The 17,117-nt window shown below is 47.3% G+C and carries 17 protein-coding genes; 9 read left to right on the top strand and 8 right to left on the bottom strand.

Annotated features, from left to right (window positions below; translation table 11 throughout):
* Positions 1-147 precede the first annotated feature (147 nt).
* The 7 genes from narH to AAX10_RS08050 all read left to right on the top strand — a co-directional run bounded on the left by narH (position 148) and on the right by AAX10_RS08050 (position 6,813).
* Positions 148-1,686 (top strand): nitrate reductase subunit beta, encoded by a 1,539-nt coding sequence (narH, locus tag AAX10_RS08075; RefSeq protein WP_046700334.1) that lies wholly within the window; start codon positions 148-150, stop codon positions 1,684-1,686.
* Positions 1,687-1,697: 11 nt separating this feature from the next.
* Complete coding sequence (gene narJ, locus AAX10_RS08070; RefSeq protein WP_046700333.1) at positions 1,698-2,495, top strand: nitrate reductase molybdenum cofactor assembly chaperone; 798 nt, start codon at positions 1,698-1,700, stop codon at positions 2,493-2,495.
* 11 nt (positions 2,496-2,506) lie between these two features.
* Positions 2,507-3,211: a respiratory nitrate reductase subunit gamma gene (gene narI, locus AAX10_RS08065; protein ID WP_187648937.1), complete on the top strand. Its 705-nt coding sequence runs from the start codon at positions 2,507-2,509 to the stop codon at positions 3,209-3,211.
* Between the two features lie 180 nt (positions 3,212-3,391).
* The gene (locus AAX10_RS10120; RefSeq protein WP_158580350.1) at positions 3,392-3,544 is read left to right on the top strand and encodes a hypothetical protein; all 153 of its coding nucleotides are present in this window, start codon (positions 3,392-3,394) and stop codon (positions 3,542-3,544) included.
* Between the two features lie 85 nt (positions 3,545-3,629).
* Positions 3,630-4,526 carry a peptidylprolyl isomerase gene (locus AAX10_RS08060; RefSeq protein ID WP_046700332.1) on the top strand — a complete coding sequence of 299 codons (897 nt, stop codon included), beginning with the start codon at positions 3,630-3,632 and terminating at the stop codon, positions 4,524-4,526.
* A gap of 51 nt (positions 4,527-4,577) precedes the next feature.
* Positions 4,578-5,846: a molybdopterin molybdotransferase MoeA gene (locus AAX10_RS08055; protein WP_046700331.1), complete on the top strand. Its 1,269-nt coding sequence runs from the start codon at positions 4,578-4,580 to the stop codon at positions 5,844-5,846.
* Between the two features lie 157 nt (positions 5,847-6,003).
* The gene (locus AAX10_RS08050; protein ID WP_046700330.1) at positions 6,004-6,813 is read left to right on the top strand and encodes an HpcH/HpaI aldolase/citrate lyase family protein; all 810 of its coding nucleotides are present in this window, start codon (positions 6,004-6,006) and stop codon (positions 6,811-6,813) included.
* A gap of 3 nt (positions 6,814-6,816) precedes the next feature.
* Here AAX10_RS08050 and epmA read toward each other — a convergent pair whose 3' ends face one another.
* From epmA to AAX10_RS08010, 8 genes are all read right to left on the bottom strand, one after another.
* The gene (gene epmA, locus AAX10_RS08045; protein ID WP_046700329.1) at positions 6,817-7,773 is read right to left on the bottom strand and encodes an EF-P lysine aminoacylase EpmA; all 957 of its coding nucleotides are present in this window, start codon (positions 7,771-7,773) and stop codon (positions 6,817-6,819) included.
* A gap of 12 nt (positions 7,774-7,785) precedes the next feature.
* The gene (locus AAX10_RS08040; protein WP_046700328.1) at positions 7,786-8,856 is read right to left on the bottom strand and encodes a 4-phosphoerythronate dehydrogenase; all 1,071 of its coding nucleotides are present in this window, start codon (positions 8,854-8,856) and stop codon (positions 7,786-7,788) included.
* Positions 8,857-8,858: 2 nt separating this feature from the next.
* Positions 8,859-10,022, bottom strand: a complete 1,164-nt coding sequence (locus AAX10_RS08035) for an AI-2E family transporter (RefSeq protein WP_046700327.1) — start codon at positions 10,020-10,022, stop codon at positions 8,859-8,861.
* Between the two features lie 181 nt (positions 10,023-10,203).
* The gene (locus tag AAX10_RS08030) at positions 10,204-10,668 is read right to left on the bottom strand and encodes a YaiI/YqxD family protein (RefSeq protein WP_036364365.1); all 465 of its coding nucleotides are present in this window, start codon (positions 10,666-10,668) and stop codon (positions 10,204-10,206) included.
* A 37-nt stretch (positions 10,669-10,705) separates the two neighbouring features.
* A complete protein-coding gene (locus AAX10_RS08025; RefSeq protein WP_046700686.1) occupies positions 10,706-11,800 on the bottom strand; it encodes a 5-(carboxyamino)imidazole ribonucleotide synthase in 1,095 nt (364 codons plus the stop codon).
* A 131-nt stretch (positions 11,801-11,931) separates the two neighbouring features.
* A complete protein-coding gene (gene purE, locus AAX10_RS08020; protein ID WP_046700326.1) occupies positions 11,932-12,468 on the bottom strand; it encodes a 5-(carboxyamino)imidazole ribonucleotide mutase in 537 nt (178 codons plus the stop codon).
* Positions 12,469-12,559: 91 nt separating this feature from the next.
* Positions 12,560-13,471 carry a metallophosphoesterase gene (locus AAX10_RS08015; protein ID WP_046700325.1) on the bottom strand — a complete coding sequence of 304 codons (912 nt, stop codon included), beginning with the start codon at positions 13,469-13,471 and terminating at the stop codon, positions 12,560-12,562.
* A 1-nt stretch (position 13,472) separates the two neighbouring features.
* Positions 13,473-14,081 carry a rhomboid family intramembrane serine protease gene (locus tag AAX10_RS08010; protein ID WP_046700324.1) on the bottom strand — a complete coding sequence of 203 codons (609 nt, stop codon included), beginning with the start codon at positions 14,079-14,081 and terminating at the stop codon, positions 13,473-13,475.
* Positions 14,082-14,601: 520 nt separating this feature from the next.
* Here AAX10_RS08010 and AAX10_RS08005 point away from each other — a divergent pair.
* Positions 14,602-16,260 (top strand): OmpA family protein, encoded by a 1,659-nt coding sequence (locus AAX10_RS08005; protein ID WP_046700323.1) that lies wholly within the window; start codon positions 14,602-14,604, stop codon positions 16,258-16,260.
* A gap of 95 nt (positions 16,261-16,355) precedes the next feature.
* The gene (locus AAX10_RS08000) at positions 16,356-17,099 is read left to right on the top strand and encodes a pseudouridine synthase (protein ID WP_046700322.1); all 744 of its coding nucleotides are present in this window, start codon (positions 16,356-16,358) and stop codon (positions 17,097-17,099) included.
* Positions 17,100-17,117 lie beyond the last annotated feature (18 nt).

The following is a 17,117-nucleotide window of genomic DNA, read 5'->3' as shown; positions in this document are numbered from 1 at the left end:
CATTTTTTTCATGCAAAAACAGTGATTTTATTTTACAAAATTTCAAATTATAGTTTGTGTTATAAAGGTTCAACACGCCCTATTCAATTTTGACCTACCGATGTTCTTTTAAATTAATTAAAAAGAACTGGGCATAAGGGGAAACCTATGAAAATTCGCTCACAAGTTGGCATGGTGCTAAACCTCGATAAATGTATCGGTTGCCACACCTGCTCTGTTACCTGCAAAAACGTCTGGACAAGCCGTGAAGGCATGGAATACGCATGGTTTAACAACGTAGAGTCCAAACCGGGTATCGGCTACCCCAAAGAGTGGGAAAACCAAGAAAAATGGAAAGGGGGCTGGATTCGTAATGCCAACGGCTCCATCAACCCAAAGATTGGCGGTAAATTCCGTGTGCTTGCCAATATCTTTGCCAACCCTGATTTGCCAATGCTTGACGACTATTATGAGCCGTTTGACTTTGACTATCAGCACCTGCACACCGCCCCATTAGGCGACCATCAGCCGATTGCACGCCCACGCTCACTCATCACAGGCAAGCGTATGCAAAAAATCGAATGGGGGCCAAACTGGGAAGAAATCCTAGGCTCTGAATTTGCCAAACGTCGTGCCGATAAGAACTTTGACCAAGTCCAAGCCGACATCTATGGCGAGTACGAAAACACCTTTATGATGTACCTGCCACGCTTGTGCGAGCATTGTCTTAACCCAACGTGTGTGGCGTCTTGCCCATCGGGAGCCATTTATAAGCGTGAAGAAGACGGTATTGTGCTTATCGACCAAGACAAATGCCGTGGCTGGCGTATGTGTATCTCGGGCTGTCCTTATAAGAAGATTTATTATAATTGGAAATCAGGGAAATCCGAAAAATGTATCTTCTGCTATCCACGCATTGAGTCAGGTCAGCCAACCATCTGCTCTGAGACGTGTGTGGGGCGTATTCGTTATTTAGGCGTGCTTTTGTATGATGCCGACAAAATCAAAGAAGCCGCCAGCACGCCAAATGAAAAAGACCTATACAAAGCCCAGCTTGATGTGTTCTTAGACCCCAATGACCCTGCCGTCATTGAGCAAGCCCTAAAAGATGGCGTGCCGATGAGTGTCATCGAAGCCGCCCAAAAATCACCTGTGTATAAACTGGCGATGGATTGGCAACTTGCCTTGCCTTTGCACCCAGAATATCGCACCTTGCCGATGGTATGGTATGTGCCACCGCTATCGCCCATCCAAAACGCCGCCAAAGCGGGCAAAGTGGGCATGGACGGGCTTATCCCTGATGTGGATAGTCTGCGTATTCCTGTCAAATACCTTGCTAATATGATGACCGCTGGCGATGAAGTGCCTGTCAAACTTGCCCTAAAACGTCTACTTGCCATGCGTTCTTATAAGCGTATGCAACTTGTTGATAAGGTCGAAAGCCAAGCGGTGCTTGATGACGTGGGCTTGACCAAACACCAAGTTGAAGAGATGTACCGCTATTTGGCAATCGCCAACTGCGAAGACCGCTTTGTCATTCCGAGTGCTCACCGTGAAGAAGCACTGTCTGATGCTTTTGCCGATAAAAACGGCTGTGGCTTTACCTTTGGTGATGGCTGTACAGGCGGTAATGATGTCAGTATGTTCGGTCAGCGTAAGTCCAATCGCCGTGAGATGATTGAGACCGTGCAGACGTGGGATAACTGATGGGGGCTAGTATGAATCATCTTGATTTTAAATTATTAAAAGTGATAAGCCTGCTTATGGATTATCCGTCTGATGAGCTGTTTTGTGATGATACGCTAGATGCGTGCAAAGACATTGTGGCAACATCAAAGCTCATCAGCCCCGAGGTTCGCCAAGAGATTAACGCCTTTGTTGATGAGTTATCAAGCAAAGGCTCGATTGAGGCTCAGTCGGTGTATGACAGTCTGTTTGAGCGTGGGCGTTCGTTGTCGCTTTGGCTGTTTGAACACGTGCATGGCGAGAGCCGAGACCGTGGGCAGGCGATGGTGGATTTGATGGGGCAGTATGAACAGGCGGGCTTTGCCATTGATGTCAAAGAATTGCCCGACTATTTGCCCATGTATCTAGAATTTTTGTCCTACAAGGCAGGCTTTGCAGATGATGTTGAGATTCGCATGGACATTGCTGACGTTAGCCACATCATCGCTCTACTTGGGGCGAGACTGGTGGACAAAGGCAGTAGTTATGCTGGGCTGTTTAAGGCGTTATTGCAAATTGCAGGCAAGCCTTTGACCGTCATTGATGACGAGCTTGCCAAGATGGGCAAAGACAAGGTGGATGATACGACTTTTGATGCCATTGACAAAGAATGGGAAGAAGAAGCCGTGGACTTTTTGGCGGCAAAGCAAGAAGAACGCTGTCCGTCAAGCCAAACCGACATTCGCATTGCCGAGACCTTGGCAAGACAAGCCCAAAAGACAAGCGAAATCCCTGTGCATTGGGTGAATTTTAAAACCAATAAAAACGCTGACGAAGGAGTGTTATCATGATGGCAGCAGCAATCACAGCAACGACCCCCGAGAATTGGCTTCATGTCTTTTTGTTCGGTATTTATCCTTATATCGCCTTGACGGTGTGTATTTTGGGCTGTTGGGCGAGATTCGATCTATCGCAGTACACATGGCGTGCAGGCTCAAGCCAAATGCTGTCTGATGGTTATATGCGTGTGGCGAGCAACTTATTCCACGTTGGTATCATCGTGGTGTTATTGGGGCATTTCTTTGGTATGATGACGCCGCATTTCGTCTATGAGCGTATCATTACCGCACCTCAGAAGCAGCTTCTAGCGGTCATCGTCGGTGGTATCGCAGGCGTGATGTGCCTGATCGGTCTGCTGATGCTGATTTGGCGACGCTTTACCGATGCGCGTGTCAGCCATACTTCGACGTTCAGCGATAAGATGCTGCTTGTCATTATCCTTGTGCAGCTTTTGATGGGTCTGGGTACGATTTTTTCTTATCCTGAACACAAAGATGGTGCGCTCATGGTATCACTGGCAGGCTGGGCGCAGAACCTTGCGATCTTAAGACCTGTTTATGCAGCATCTTTGGTACAAGATGCCGGACTGATCTATAAGCTACACATGTTCCTAGGAACAACGCTGATCCTACTGGTGCCGTTCACACGTCTGATTCACATCATCTCAGCGCCAATCTGGTACTTGGGCAGACGTTATCAGATCGTTCGTCAAAAAACGTCGCAGTAACCCAAAAGAATAACAATAATAATAAACGACACACCCTTTTCACCGCAAGATTTCCAGCCAGCTTGCGGTGTTTTTTTATGTGCTCAAAATTGATTTTTATCAATCTAAAACCAAAGGAGTATAGCAAATTGTCACAGAAAGCAGAATAATAATCCAAAACCAATCTTAGGGGAAATCCTCATGACCGTCCAAGCCTACAACCCCAAAGCCCAAAATAACCCCGCACCCACTTCAAACCCCCCAAACCAGTACCGAGCTATTACACATCAGCGAGCCAAACCAAGCCCACGCCAAACCGTCAGATGGTTCGTGCGGTTGTGGCGGAACTCATAACCATAACCACGACCATAACCACCACCACACTCACGCCCATAGTCATAGCCACCAGCCTGAATTTTATGATGATGGCATTCGTGTCATGCCAACTTCTGACGACCTAAAGCGCCTATCATCGGATGCCGAGCTTATCGAACGAGCATTGGCTGAAGAAAAATCTAATCACAGCAATCTCATCGCATCATCCAGACAGACTGTGCCTAGCATCTATGTCAATGGCGTGGAGATTAGCGAAAAAGCCATCGGTGAGGAAGTGCAGTATCATCCAGCGAATAGCCAAGATGAGGCGCTGTTCTTATCAGCGCAGGCGCTCGTTATCCGTGAATTATTGCGTCAAGCGGTGCTTGAGGATGAGGAGATTGCAGGAGAGTGGGAGGTAGATGATGAATTGGCAATCTCAAAACTTATCGCCAAAAATGTCAAAGCCAACACGCCCACCGAAGACAATTGCCGCCAATATTATGAATTTAATAAGTCGCAATTTAGTACGCCACCTGTGATGAACGTGCGCCATATTCTGTTGGCTTGTCCGCCAGAAGAAAGCGAAGAGCGCATCGAACTTAAAAAACGCGCTTATGAGATAATTGATGCCATCAAGTCCAGCACCAACCCAGCAGCAGAATTCATCACACTAGCGATGCAACATTCTGCCTGCCCATCTAAGGCGGAAGGCGGTGAATTGGGCATCCTACAAAAGGGCGCGACTGTACCTGAATTTGAAAAAGCAGTATTCGCACTACCAATAGGGCTTGCTCCAAGCCCTATTGAGACGCGTTATGGGGTGCACGTCGTGGAGGTATTGAGCTGTATGGATGGTAAAGAGCTGTCATTCGATGAGGCGCTACCAATGATTCGCAACCGCTTGGCACAAGAAGCGTTCCATCATGGGCTGATTGATTATCTATACACCCTAAAACAAAATGCCGACATCGTAGGCATTGAGATTGATGTTAATCAAGAAAACGTGTATCGTGGCTAATTATTCAGTAATTCATCTGAATGTGTCATTAATCAAATTCTAGGAAGTCACATGTCCTTAATACCTGTCAAAGACCTAAAACAAGCCATCAGCTTGCGCGCGCATGATCACGCGCAGGCGCACCCACGTCCTGTACACACCTGCCAGCTTGATGATGCGCTGGGATGTATCTTAGCAGAGCAGGTAGTGGCTGATTTTGATGTACCTAGACAGAACCTATCTGCGATGGATGGCTTTGCGCTTGGTGTAGGTTCTGATTTATCAGATCAGACCGCCTTTGAAGTGGTTGGCGAGTCTTGCGCAGGTTCGCCATTTGCAGGGCAGATTCAGGCCAATCAAGCGGTGCGAATCTTTACAGGGGCGGTCGTACCTAGTGATGCTGATACCGTGGTGATGCAGGAGAACACCGATTATCAATCGATTGCGGACCTCCCTTATGCTGTGACGTTAACACAGGTAGCGACGGCGGGGTCGAACATCAGACGACAAGGCGAAGAGATCACTAAGGGTGAAGCTTTACTTGATGTTGGTAAGCGGCTTAACCCTGCAGACATCAGCTTGTTAGCCAGTCTTGGTGTGGCAAGTGTCTTAGTGTGTCAGCCACTGACTGTAGGCGTGATTGCGACAGGAGATGAGCTGGTTGCTGTGGGTGAGAGTCTGCCAAGCCTTGCTAATATTTATAACTCGAACACGCCAACCATTAAGGCGCTACTTGCTCGTCTGCCGGTGCAGGTGCGTGATTATGGCATCATTCCTGATGACCTAGATCAGACCAAGGCAGCAGTACAGCGCGCCATCGATGAATGTGATGTCATCATCTCAAGTGCTGGCGTGTCGGTGGGTGATTATGATTATCTTACTGAAGTTATCGGTCAGCTCGGTCGGGTGCATCATTATAAGGTGAACATGAAGCCGGGCAAACCATTTGTATTTGGTGAGTTTCATCGAGCTGATAAACCAGTGCTGTATTTTGGTCTACCGGGCAATCCATTATCCACCATAGTTGGGATGCTACAGTTCGTTCGTCCTGCACTTTGGCAACTGTCAGGGTGTGCCAGCCATGATCTGCCGTACGCCCCGGCAATGCCTGCTGTCTGCCAGACAGACATCACCAAAAAAGGCACGCGCCAAGAATTCCTAAGAGCGGTATTTGTTTTTGATGGTGGTCGATTGAGTGTCAAGCCATTAGGTGCTCAAGACTCCCATCGAGTCAAGCAGATGAGCCATGCCAATTGCTTGCTTGTACTGCCATGTGATTGCACGGGTGTAAGGGCAGGCGACACAGTGATGATTGAGCCTTTTGAATGGTGCTTTGGGTAAATTACACCCAACAAAAAGCCGCACGATTATTATTGTGCGGCGTTTTTATTGCAATTGATACAAATCACAGCGACCATAGCAGTCCATAATTTACAGTCCGTCATGAATGTGATAAGGTAAAGCTCTAAAGACACCAGCAACTCATGATGGAAGAGCTATGAATAATGCCTTTAAGACTTACCTATTTGTCCCTGCCACGCGTTTGGATCGAGCATCCAAGGCGCTAGATGGCGATGCCGATCATGTCATTATCGATCTAGAGGATGCGGTAGAGGCTTGCAATAAGTATGCGATAAGATCGTCATTGCAAGAATTCGATAAAGCTATCAATCAGTCATACTGGCTACGCATCAATGCCGCCCATACCGCTGATTATGCGCATGATGTTGCCATGATTCAGACGCTCGATCATGTGGTAGGCGTGTTATTGCCAAAGGCAGAATCTGCTCTGTCAATCACAGCGCTGCATCAAGCGACCAATCTGCCCATCATCGCGGTCATTGAGACAGCCAAGGGCGTCCTAAATATTGACAGCATGGCCACTGCGACTGGATTGATGGCGATGACTTATGGCTGTCTGGATTTGGCAAAATCGCTTGGTATGACACTTGATACGCCAGCATCTAAGGTGGTATTGGATAGGATTCGTGCCGATTTATTACTGCATTCTGCGGTGAATGAACTTAATGCGCCGATTGAGACGATCTTTGCAGATTTTAATGATGATGACGGCGTGGGTAAATTCGCCAAATTCGCCAAAGATTTTGGTTTTGATGGTCAGCTTGTCATTCACCCTAGGCAGATCGCACCCATTCGCCGCGCCACCGCCCACGATGATGCGATGCTTGGCTTTGCCAAGGCGGTGTTAGATCATCACGAGGCGACAGGTGAGGCGGTGTTCTCTGTGCAGGGCAGGATGGTTGATCTGCCTGTCATCGAATGGGCGAGAGGAGTTCTTGAGCGTTAATTATTACGCCTTATCTGTAGTAATGGCGATGGCGTGGTTGATGCTTGGCAGTCGATCGCGCACCATGAGTAGTCTATCCACGCCTAGGGCGATGCCACTACATGGCGGCATCTCATCACAGGCAGCGATGAGGTGCTTGTCTATCGGCATGATGGGCAGGCCCAGTTGTTGCCGCTGTGCATTATCCGAGGTGAATCTGGCGTATAGCTCGTCGCCATCAGCCAGCTCATCATAGGCGTTGGCAATTTCAATGCCATCGATATACAATTCAAAGCGCTTCGCCACCAAATGCCCTTCCGCGTCATGCTCTGCCTTGGCAAGTGCAGCGGTGGCAAGCGGGTAATCCACCACCAATGTCGGTACATCTTTACCCAAGTCCGGCTCAATTAGATGGCTGAATAATAAATCCAACCACCCTTGTCTGTCATCTGCCATGTCTAGGTGAATGTCGTGAGCGATGGCACATGCCTTAAAGGCTTCGATCGAATCTCTGTACGGATGAATCCCAAGAGATGAGAAGCTATCGGCATAGCTTAGCTTCTTAAAGGCGATGGGCTTATCCATGACAACGCTAATCAGCTGTCTTAATTCTTCAGCCAAATCATCCAAGCTAAAATGCGGACGATACCATTCTAACATGGTAAATTCGATGTTATGCTTCGTGCCGCGCTCATTGTCCCTAAAGACCTGACAAATCTGATAAATCGGTACTTGCCAAGTTGCGAGCAGTCTTTTCATCGCAAACTCAGGTGAGGTGTGCAGGTAGCCTGTGGTGGGTTTGCCCAATTGATGAAAATGCGCCACAACCGATTCTATGAAAGTATCAGTATTACCAGCATTGGATAATATCGGCGTGGTCACCTCCATCACGCCTTTATCAGCGAAGAACTGACGAATGGCGAAGAGTATGGCGGCGCGGCTTTGCGCTTGGGCGAGAGTTTGGGTGGGTTTGTAGCTCATGTTATGTGCTGCTTAAGATAACCATTCACGGCGTAGGTTGTAGGTTTTTCTAAGATGGTCAAAATCAGCAGGGTGCACGCCATCATTGGCAACTGCACGCAGATCACGATCATCTTTGGCAATGTCATAATAGTTATTTAGGGTCTGCTCAGGCTGACTTCGAACACCCGCCAAAAAATCAGGCCATTTATAAGGATTATCAGGCAGTAATGGATTAATTTGCTGAATAACTGATAAGCCAAATTCTTGACAGAATGCCTGATAAATCATGTCCGTACCACGAAGCTTACCTTCTAGGGTATAGCCTGCGATGTGCGGTGTGGCGATGTCAAGATGGTCTAATAACACTTGATCAATGTGAGGCTCATGGGGGAATACATCCAGAACCGCTTGTAGATTTTTGGTGCGAACGTTGTTTAATAGATCATCTTGATTGATGATCTCGCCACGGGCGGTGTTGATGAGTAGGGCGTCGTTTTTTAATTTGGATAGGTTGTCAGCACTTAGCATCTCATGGGTGGGGTTCTCGCCGGTGTGTGTCAGCGGCGTATGAATGCTAACGACATCGCTTCTGCTAAGTGCATTATCAAGGCTGCTGTTGTTTATGGCTGAAGCTGCCAAAAATGGATCATGACCCAGCACTTGCCAATTTAGCTCATGGGCATAATGCGCCAATGTTGAACCAATATTGCCAAGGCCGATGATGCCAAGTGTGATCGGTTGATGTGCACTATCTGGACGAAGTGTGAGAATGGAAGTGATGACATACTGAGCCACCGAATGCTTGCTACACCCTTTGGCATTGGTAAAGCTAATGCCACGTTCTGCCAGATAGTCTGTATCCACATGATCTGTGCCAATGGTCGCTGAGCCAATGAAGCGCACATCACCAAAATCCTGAATGCTGCCTTGATGAATCGGCGTGACAGAGCGGATAAACAGAGCGTGTGGGCGATGGGTATCAATGGCGGCTTGATTGATGTCGCGACCTTTTAGCCTAATGACGTTGATGTTATGATGCGACAGATAATCATCGATATTGGCGATATTTTCATCGGCTAAGATGGTGATGGCATGAGTCATGATTAATCGTCCAATTTGTCTTCGTTTAAAATTGGCTTCGGTGTTGTATCAGCCAATAAACCTTCACCATCTGCCACGGCAAAGTGACCGTCTTTGGCAGCGAAGATCTCGTCCTTGTGCTGGCTGATCCATTCGCGCCACACCGCAAGTCCGATTGCCAGTAAGACAGGACCGATGAACAGACCAACGAAGCCGAATGCGGTCAAGCCACCAAGCACACCGATAAAGATAATAATAAATGGAATCTTAGTCGCGCCACTGATGACGATGGGGCGAATGAGATTATCCACCCAGCTGATGACCAAGATGCCCCACAGGGCAAGACCGATACCTTCGGTGGTATGACCCTGAGACAGTAGCCACAGTGCCACTGCACCCCATGCAAAAGGCGTACCAAAAGGAATTAATGCCACCACAAAAGTAACCAAAGTCAGCAGAATCGGGTTCGGCGCACCCGCCACGACATAGCCAAGACCTGCCAATAGCGCCTGAGCCAGAGCAGTCAGGCCGATGCCATAGATGACGGCTTGCGTGGTTGCGCCGACAGAGTTGATGTAATCATCGATGCGATCGCCGATGATATTACGTAGTGCTTGACGAATTTGGCGCATGAGGCTGGTGCCATCACGATAAAAGAAAAACAGCGTCATAAGTGCCATGCCCAGTTTGGTAAGGTTCTTAAGAACGGCATCAAACGCAATTTTGCCATAATATAGATGCGACTGAACCCAGTTACGCACCGCTGCCATAGAGGCCTCGGGGTCTTTGTTGATTTCCCACAGGAGGTTTTTGACCTGTTGACCGATCACGGGCAGATCTTTGATGCTGTCAGGTAGATCAACATAGCCTGCCTGCAGTCGATGAATCGCCATGCTGTAGAAATTGATGACTTCTTGTTGTAAGAAAAACACACCCACCACCAAAGGCACGCCGATCATCAAAGACACACAGGCGGTCATGATCAGTGCGCTGATGGTTGGGCTAAGATGGACTTTTTGATGAAAAAAACGATACAAAGGAAAGGTGATGTACGCCAAAATTGCCGCCCAAATCGCAGGCGAAATAAAAAAATGCACCACCTGAAAACACAGAATGATCAAAATGGCAAGCAAAGTGAGCGCGAGCAAGCGTTGGATGACGAGTTCTTTTGTCCAAGTTTCTAACATGGCGGTTGTGAGCGTCCTGTTCGTATTTTTATTTTAAAGTGCCAAAAAGCGTGTGATTTTTGAGGTGAAAATTTTGCCCTTTATTATGCCTTAATTTTTTAAAAATAGCTTGTCACAGATGCAGGAATTTGCAAATATTTTTACAATTTTTGTTGCGTGATTGATGCGGGTAGTTTTTGGGTTAGGTCGGGCTTTTGGCTTTAACAAGGCGATTAAGACCATTGGCGAAGGCGATTTTGTCTTTGTCACTGTATGGTTTTTGTCCGCCCATCTGCTTAGGGTCCAGCACGTTCGTGCCACGAAGCGACTCCATAAAATCCCGAGCATTTAATTTGGGTTTGATGTTATTTAGGGTAAATTCCTCGCCTCGTGAAGTCAGAACTTTAGCACCTTTTTCTAGCACATCATTGGCAAGAGGAATGTCAGATGTGATGACTAGATCGCCTGCTTGAGTGTTATCGACGATGTAATTGTCCGCCACATCAAAGCCTTGCGATACGACCACCATGTTCAGGTGTGGGGATGGCGGGAGTTTGATAAAATTATTCGCCACGAAGATTGCCATAACATCTGTGCGGTTGGCGGTCTTAATGATGAGCTCTTTGGCGATGGCGGGAATGGCGTCGGCGTCTATGTAGATATTCATAAGATAAAAAAAGGGCAGTAGCATGCCCTTGGTGGTGTTATTTTAATAATTGCTCAACTTTTAGAACAGTCTCTTCAAGCTCATCACACATTATCGTGATATGCCCAATCTTACGACCGTCTCGCTCATCTTTGTGATAATGATGAAAATGCACACCGTCAATCGCCAGTACGTCTTGTAGGTTTGGGTATTTGCCGATGACATTTAGCATGACGGATGGCTTGATGATGTCAGTGCTACCTAATGGTAGGCCTGTCACCGCGCGCATGTGGTTTTCAAACTGGCTGCACACTGCGCCTTCAATAGACCAATGTCCAGAGTTGTGCACGCGTGGGGCGATCTCGTTGGCGATCAGTCCTGAGTCTGTCACGAATAATTCTAAAGTCATGACGCCCACGTAATTTAGATGCTCGAGCAGTTTTTTGATGCTGCTTTGGGCTTGTTCATTAAGGTGCTCAGCGCTTGGTGCAGGGGCGACAGTCTTGGCGAGAATGCCGTTGTGATGAGTGTTCTCAACCAGTGGGTAATAGCGGATGTCACCATCTTGGGCGCGCACGGCGATTAATGACACTTCGCGACTAAAATTAATAAAGCCCTCAGCGATTAACGGTGCGCTCTTGGTGGCGTCACCAAGCTCTGCCCAGGCTGTCTTAATGTCATCTTGAGTGCGAACGACGAATTGCCCTTTACCGTCATAGCCGCCACGAGTGGTCTTTAGTACCAGCGGCAAGCCAAGTTTCTCGCAGGCTGCATTCAGCTCATCTTGAGAATTCACCGCTAAAAATGGCACAGTAGTAATGCCAAGTTCATTGAATAAGTTTTTCTCGTTTAGGCGGTCTTGGGCGATGAATAATGCCTGTGATGGCGGGTATAGCTTGGCATGAGATTCGATGCCTTGCGCTGATGATAACGGTGTATTCTCAAATTCTAGCGTGAAAGTGTCACACGCATTGGCAAATTTATCATAGTCAGCGTTGGTCATGACTTCGCCTGCAAGTGCCGCAGGGCAGTTTGGCGCATCTTCCAAAAAGACACTACGAATACCAAGCGGACGCGCAGCATTGGCAAGCATAAGACCTAATTGACCACCGCCAAAGATGGCGATGGTGCGAACGGGAGCAAGTGTAGTCATGATGGTCTCTTCAATCAATAATAAAATGATAAAATTTGGCGGCTATTATCGCACATTTGACATAAATTTAGTGCAAATTTTATAAGAATTAACGCAAAAAATCGCCCAGTGAAGGGCGGTTTTTGGGGTGGTTAGCCGATGATGCCAGGCGTTGGGTTGTCAAGGATGCTTTGGGTTTGCTTTGCGCGAAATTCGCTGACTTTCTTGCTCAGAGCTTTATCATGAATGGCAAGCATCTGCACCGCCAGCAGTCCAGCGTTATAAGCACCAGCACCACCAATCGCGAGTGTGCCGACCGATACGCCGCGCGGCATCTGTACGATTGACAGCAGGCTGTCCCAGCCTGATAGGGTGGATGATTTGACAGGTACGCCTAATACAGGAAGATCAGTTTGTGACGCGCACATGCCAGGCAGATGAGCGGCACCGCCTGCCCCTGCGATGATGATGGATAAGCCACGCTCTTTGGCGGATTTGGCGTAGTCGAATAGCTTATCTGGTGTGCGATGTGCAGAGACGACTTCGCACTCAAAAGGCACGCCAAATTGTGTTAATACATCTGCAGCTTCAACCATGGTTGCCCAGTCAGATTGGCTGCCCATGATGATGCCGACTTTTGGTGCGCCAGCTGGTGAGATGGCAGTGGCAGGTTGGGCTTGGCTAGACATAATTTTCCTTAAAAAATAGAGTGATTAAACGCATTATTATAACAAAAAATCACCACAAAAGCTGTCGCTAACAGCACAAACTTAGCGAATTTCATCCATAAAACTGCACAAAGTTCTCAGCAGATAGTCTCGGATTGTCTGTGTCAAACTGATAGGTAGTCAGATAGCCGTCTTTGCCTGCAGAATAGTCTGTACAAATCACCTGATCCGACAGCGGCGCAGGGTCGCCTGTCAGCCAGTAATGTCCGATGATGACAGGCTTATCAGTACCAAGCGTAAAATCAATGGGGCAAACCAGATCGTTAGGCAGTGTTGATAGGTCGCAGTTGCTCGCGGCAGACAGCTTTGCGATAGGCTGATTTAAATCATCTTTCCACCATTTGACGCGCACGTCTTGGCGTAGGTGCCCCAGACCGTCTTTGATGAACACGCCATCGGGCAGGTGCGCTTGTGCGCCTGTTAGGATTTTTAGGATGTTCTGATGGGTAATCTTAGGTAGATCTTTAAAATCATTTGGGCTTAGGCGATTATCATGCAGATAAGGCATAAGGTTTGTCATCGCCTTAGCATCGGGGCAGGCGTGGATGATTAGGCAGCCATCTAGTTCTAACCACAGTGGCAATTCAAAGAATCGATTGAGCCAATGCTGGTGCAGCGCCGAGCCTTCGCCAACCGCTTCCAAGAACACCTGATGTGTCTCATGCTGGCGTGGTGTGGGGTTGTAGATGCGCTTGCCTTGATCGTCCTTGGTGGCGTAACCGATGGCGTTATATTCATGATTGCCCATGATTCCCAGTGCTTGATGATTGTCAATCATGTCAAAGACAATACCCAGCGTCTCAAGCTGAGCGTCGCCACGATCGATAAAATCACCCACGAAGATGGCCTTATGATTTGGCGGTGCGATGTGGCTACTACCATCGTGTCGATAGCCCAATTTATCCAATAATCCTAACAGCTTATCCACCTGCCCGTGGATGTCGCCGATGATGTCATAAATCATATTAAAATCTTGGGCTTAATAATGCTGAAACGAAATGCATCGCCAATTTTGGTTCGATAAGAATGGTGGCGATGACACCGAATGCTGCGCCATATAGATGCGCTGAATGATTGACATTACCTGTGCCGCGGCGATCTGCATAGATACTATAAGCTGTATAAAGCACCGCAAAGACAATGGCAGGAATGGGCAGGACTCCAAAGAAATACAAGGTCTCCCACGGCGCAAATAAAATAAAGCTAAACAATACAGCTGAGACAGCGCCTGATGCACCAAGCCCCAGATAGCGTGAGTTGTTTTTATTTTTCAGGTAGGTTGGGATGATGGCAGCGACGATGGCCAGCACATAAAACCCCGCAAAGCCCAATGAACCGAATCGACTGATATAAAACTGCTCAATCACACGTCCAAAGAAGTACAGCGTAAACATATTAAAAAGCAGGTGCATGCCGTCCGCATGAATAAAGCCGTGCGTGACGAAGCGATCATACTGCTTGAAGCGCGTGATGGAAATGGGGTCAAAAATCAACCGTCCCATGAGTGTGCGATTTTGCCAAGCGATAAGGCTGATGACGACGGTGATGATGATTATGGCGGTGGTGTGATTCATGATGTCAAATAAAATAAATACGACTAAGAGGTAATAAATTTGTCGCGTGAGCAAGCTAATATGCTCATCGATTGGCTAATAATTAAAAAAGTTAAAACTTATCCAAATCACCCATAAAATGGAAAGTGATGTCAAAAAATAGCAAGCTTTGTTATGTTGCAGCAAAAGTTGGCGCAATAGAGCTCTGATGATCTAAAATACCCAAATTAGACTTCAGATGACAGCCTGTAACTTGTGATTTGGTGGGTGTTAGTATATCAGTTTAAATGTGTTTGGCAACCGCAGAGCTTAATAAAAAGGCGGATTATGTCAACATTTAGGTAACCAATGGGTGAGTTGTACGGTGGTTTTGTAAAAACATGTCACCAGATGGTTTTTGTGGCGGGTGTTTTGTTTAACTATTGTGTTAAGGTCTTTTTTATTTCTCAAAAATGGTTCACAATAACACACAATCAAGTTCTGGGCGTGATCAGGCTTAGGATTTTATTAAAAACAAACACACAAACAAAGGAGTTTTCTTATGAACCTTATCAATACTTTATCTGAGCTAGTTACCCCGCACGTTTTGGCTGCGACAGCGACCCATGAAGGTGATAACACGACTAAGAGCAAATTGCTTTCAGCGTTTTATGCCATCTTTGCTTCACGTCTAACCGATAGTAGTGCTTTTTCTCGTCTGTCTGCATTAAATCCACTGGATTTAGATAACGGCCAAAGCATTCTTGATGCCGCGTTCAATGATAACAATACCATCAATCAAACAGCTCAGCTAAATGATCAGCTTGCCAAAGAATTCAACCTATCTACTGCGACTACCAGCGCACTGACTGCTGTGTCAGCGCCTTTGGTACTTAGCAAGCTAAAAGAATTGTCTGGTTCAACTTCTTTACCTGTATTCCTAAAAGACAACCTATCAACATTCAGCTCGCTATTGCCTTCATGGGCATATGCGCTACTACCAGCTGGTCTTCTAGGCGGTGCCGCTGCTGCAACTGCAGCCACTAAGCCCGCCGCTGCTACTGCTGTTAAGACACAAGCTGCGCCTGCTGCGCATGCACGCGTTGAGCCAGCTGCAGCAAACACTCACGTGGTACGCGAAGAAGAGAAGAAAGGTGGTTTCTTAAAGAGCATCTTGCCAATCATCGGTCTGATCATCCTAGGTGGTCTTGCATGGCTATTGCTACGTGGCTGTCAAGACAAGCCAGCGCCTGTTGCAGCACCTGCTCAAAATGCTGACGAAACAGCTACAGCACCAGCATCAACGACCGCTGCTGACGCAACGCCTGCCACTCTAAACATCGCTGTAGATGAGACTGGTAATGCGGTTTATTCTTGCCGTGGTCAAGCAGGTTCTGAAAGTGTGCTTGGTTCTATCCGTACTGCGATCGCGGGCGTATTCGGCACTGATAAGTGTTCACTAGAGACAGCGACTGGCTACTCTGACACCATGCCAGCGGCAGACCACCTACCTGCAATCTTAGGTCTGATGAAAGGCGTACCTAGCTCTAGTGTGAGCATCGCAGATAAAGCTGTTCGCTTCAATGCAGGTGACGAAGCTGATGTGGCTAAGCTAATCGAAGGTGCTAAAGGCATCCTACCAGCAGACTTCACTGTAGAAGCAGAGCCACAGCTTGACGTAGCCGCTGCTGTTGCAGGTAGCATCAATTCTGCTAAGCAAGCCATCTCAGATCTTGGCGATAACACAACTGCTGACGACCTAGTACGCGCTCTAAATCTACAAATCATCAACTTTGCAACTGACTCAAGCGAAATCCCTGCTGAGAACCAAGAAATTCTTGATCTTGCTGCAGCGAAGCTAAGCGCACTACCAGAAGCAACGCTAAAAATCATCGGTCACACCGATAACCAAGCGTCTCACGAGTACAACCAGCAGCTGTCTGAGGAGCGTGCTGTCGCTGTTCGTGATTACCTAGTATCAAAAGGTGTACCTGCTGAGCGTCTAAGTGTTCAAGGTGCAAGTTATGACCACCCAGTAGCATCTAACGCAACTGAACAAGGTCGCTTCCAAAACCGTCGTATTGAGTTCACTCTATCTCAAGATGGTGAGCAAGTTGCCGCAGTTGGTAATGCACCAACCAGCAAAGCTACTCAAGTAGAAGCGAATCAAGCCGAAGCAGCACAACCTGCTGAAGCACCTGCAGCTACCGAGAGCAAATAATAAAATCCTATCTTTGGATAATCAAAGTTAGTATTCAAAACCAGATGATGTTACCATATCATCTGGTTTTTTATTGGATAAGCTAAAATAACGACATGGCAAATGTGATTTTATTTAATAAGCCATATGGGGTTCACAGTCAATTTCGTAAAGATAATGATGACATGGCGACGTTGGCAGATTTTTTTGCTGATAAGACGCTGCGTGTGGCGGGCAGGCTTGATAAAGACAGCGAAGGGCTGTTGATATTAACCGATGATGGTGCGCTCAATCATGCCATCACCACGCCACCGAATAAAGGCAACGCCAAAGAACATGGCAAGACTTATCTGGTACAGGTGGAGAATATAGCCACTGCTGAGCAGCTGCATCAATTATCAGCAGGTGTGCCATTAAAAGATGGTAAAACTTTACCTGCTGTAGTCAGGCATCTGTCCGAAGATGAGCTGCCGATCGAGCTGTGGCGACGTGATCCACCCATCCGCGAACGCAAATCTATCCCGACATCGTGGCTGTCTATGACGATTTTTGAGGGTAAGAATCGTCAGGTTCGTCGAATGGTTGCACACGTTGGCTTGCCATGTCTAAGGTTGATACGCTATCAGGTCGGTCAGTGGTCGTTGGGTGATAAGGTGCAACAACTCGGTGTGGGTGAACAATTGCGTATTCAGCTATCCGATGATGAGCTTAACAAGCTTGGCGTGAGCAAAAATAACCCAATCAAGCCATCAAAATCCAAGCCATCAAAGACATCTGAATTCTCACCCAAATCAACAAAGCCTAATCACCCAAAGAATCGCCACCATCAAGCAAATAATAAAAAACGCCCAAAATTTTAGGGCGTTTTTTATTCATGA

Source organism: Moraxella bovoculi (assembly GCF_000988745.2).
Taxonomy (GTDB): Bacteria; Pseudomonadota; Gammaproteobacteria; order Pseudomonadales; family Moraxellaceae; genus Moraxella; species Moraxella bovoculi.
This window is presented reverse-complemented; position numbering and strand designations above follow the sequence as displayed.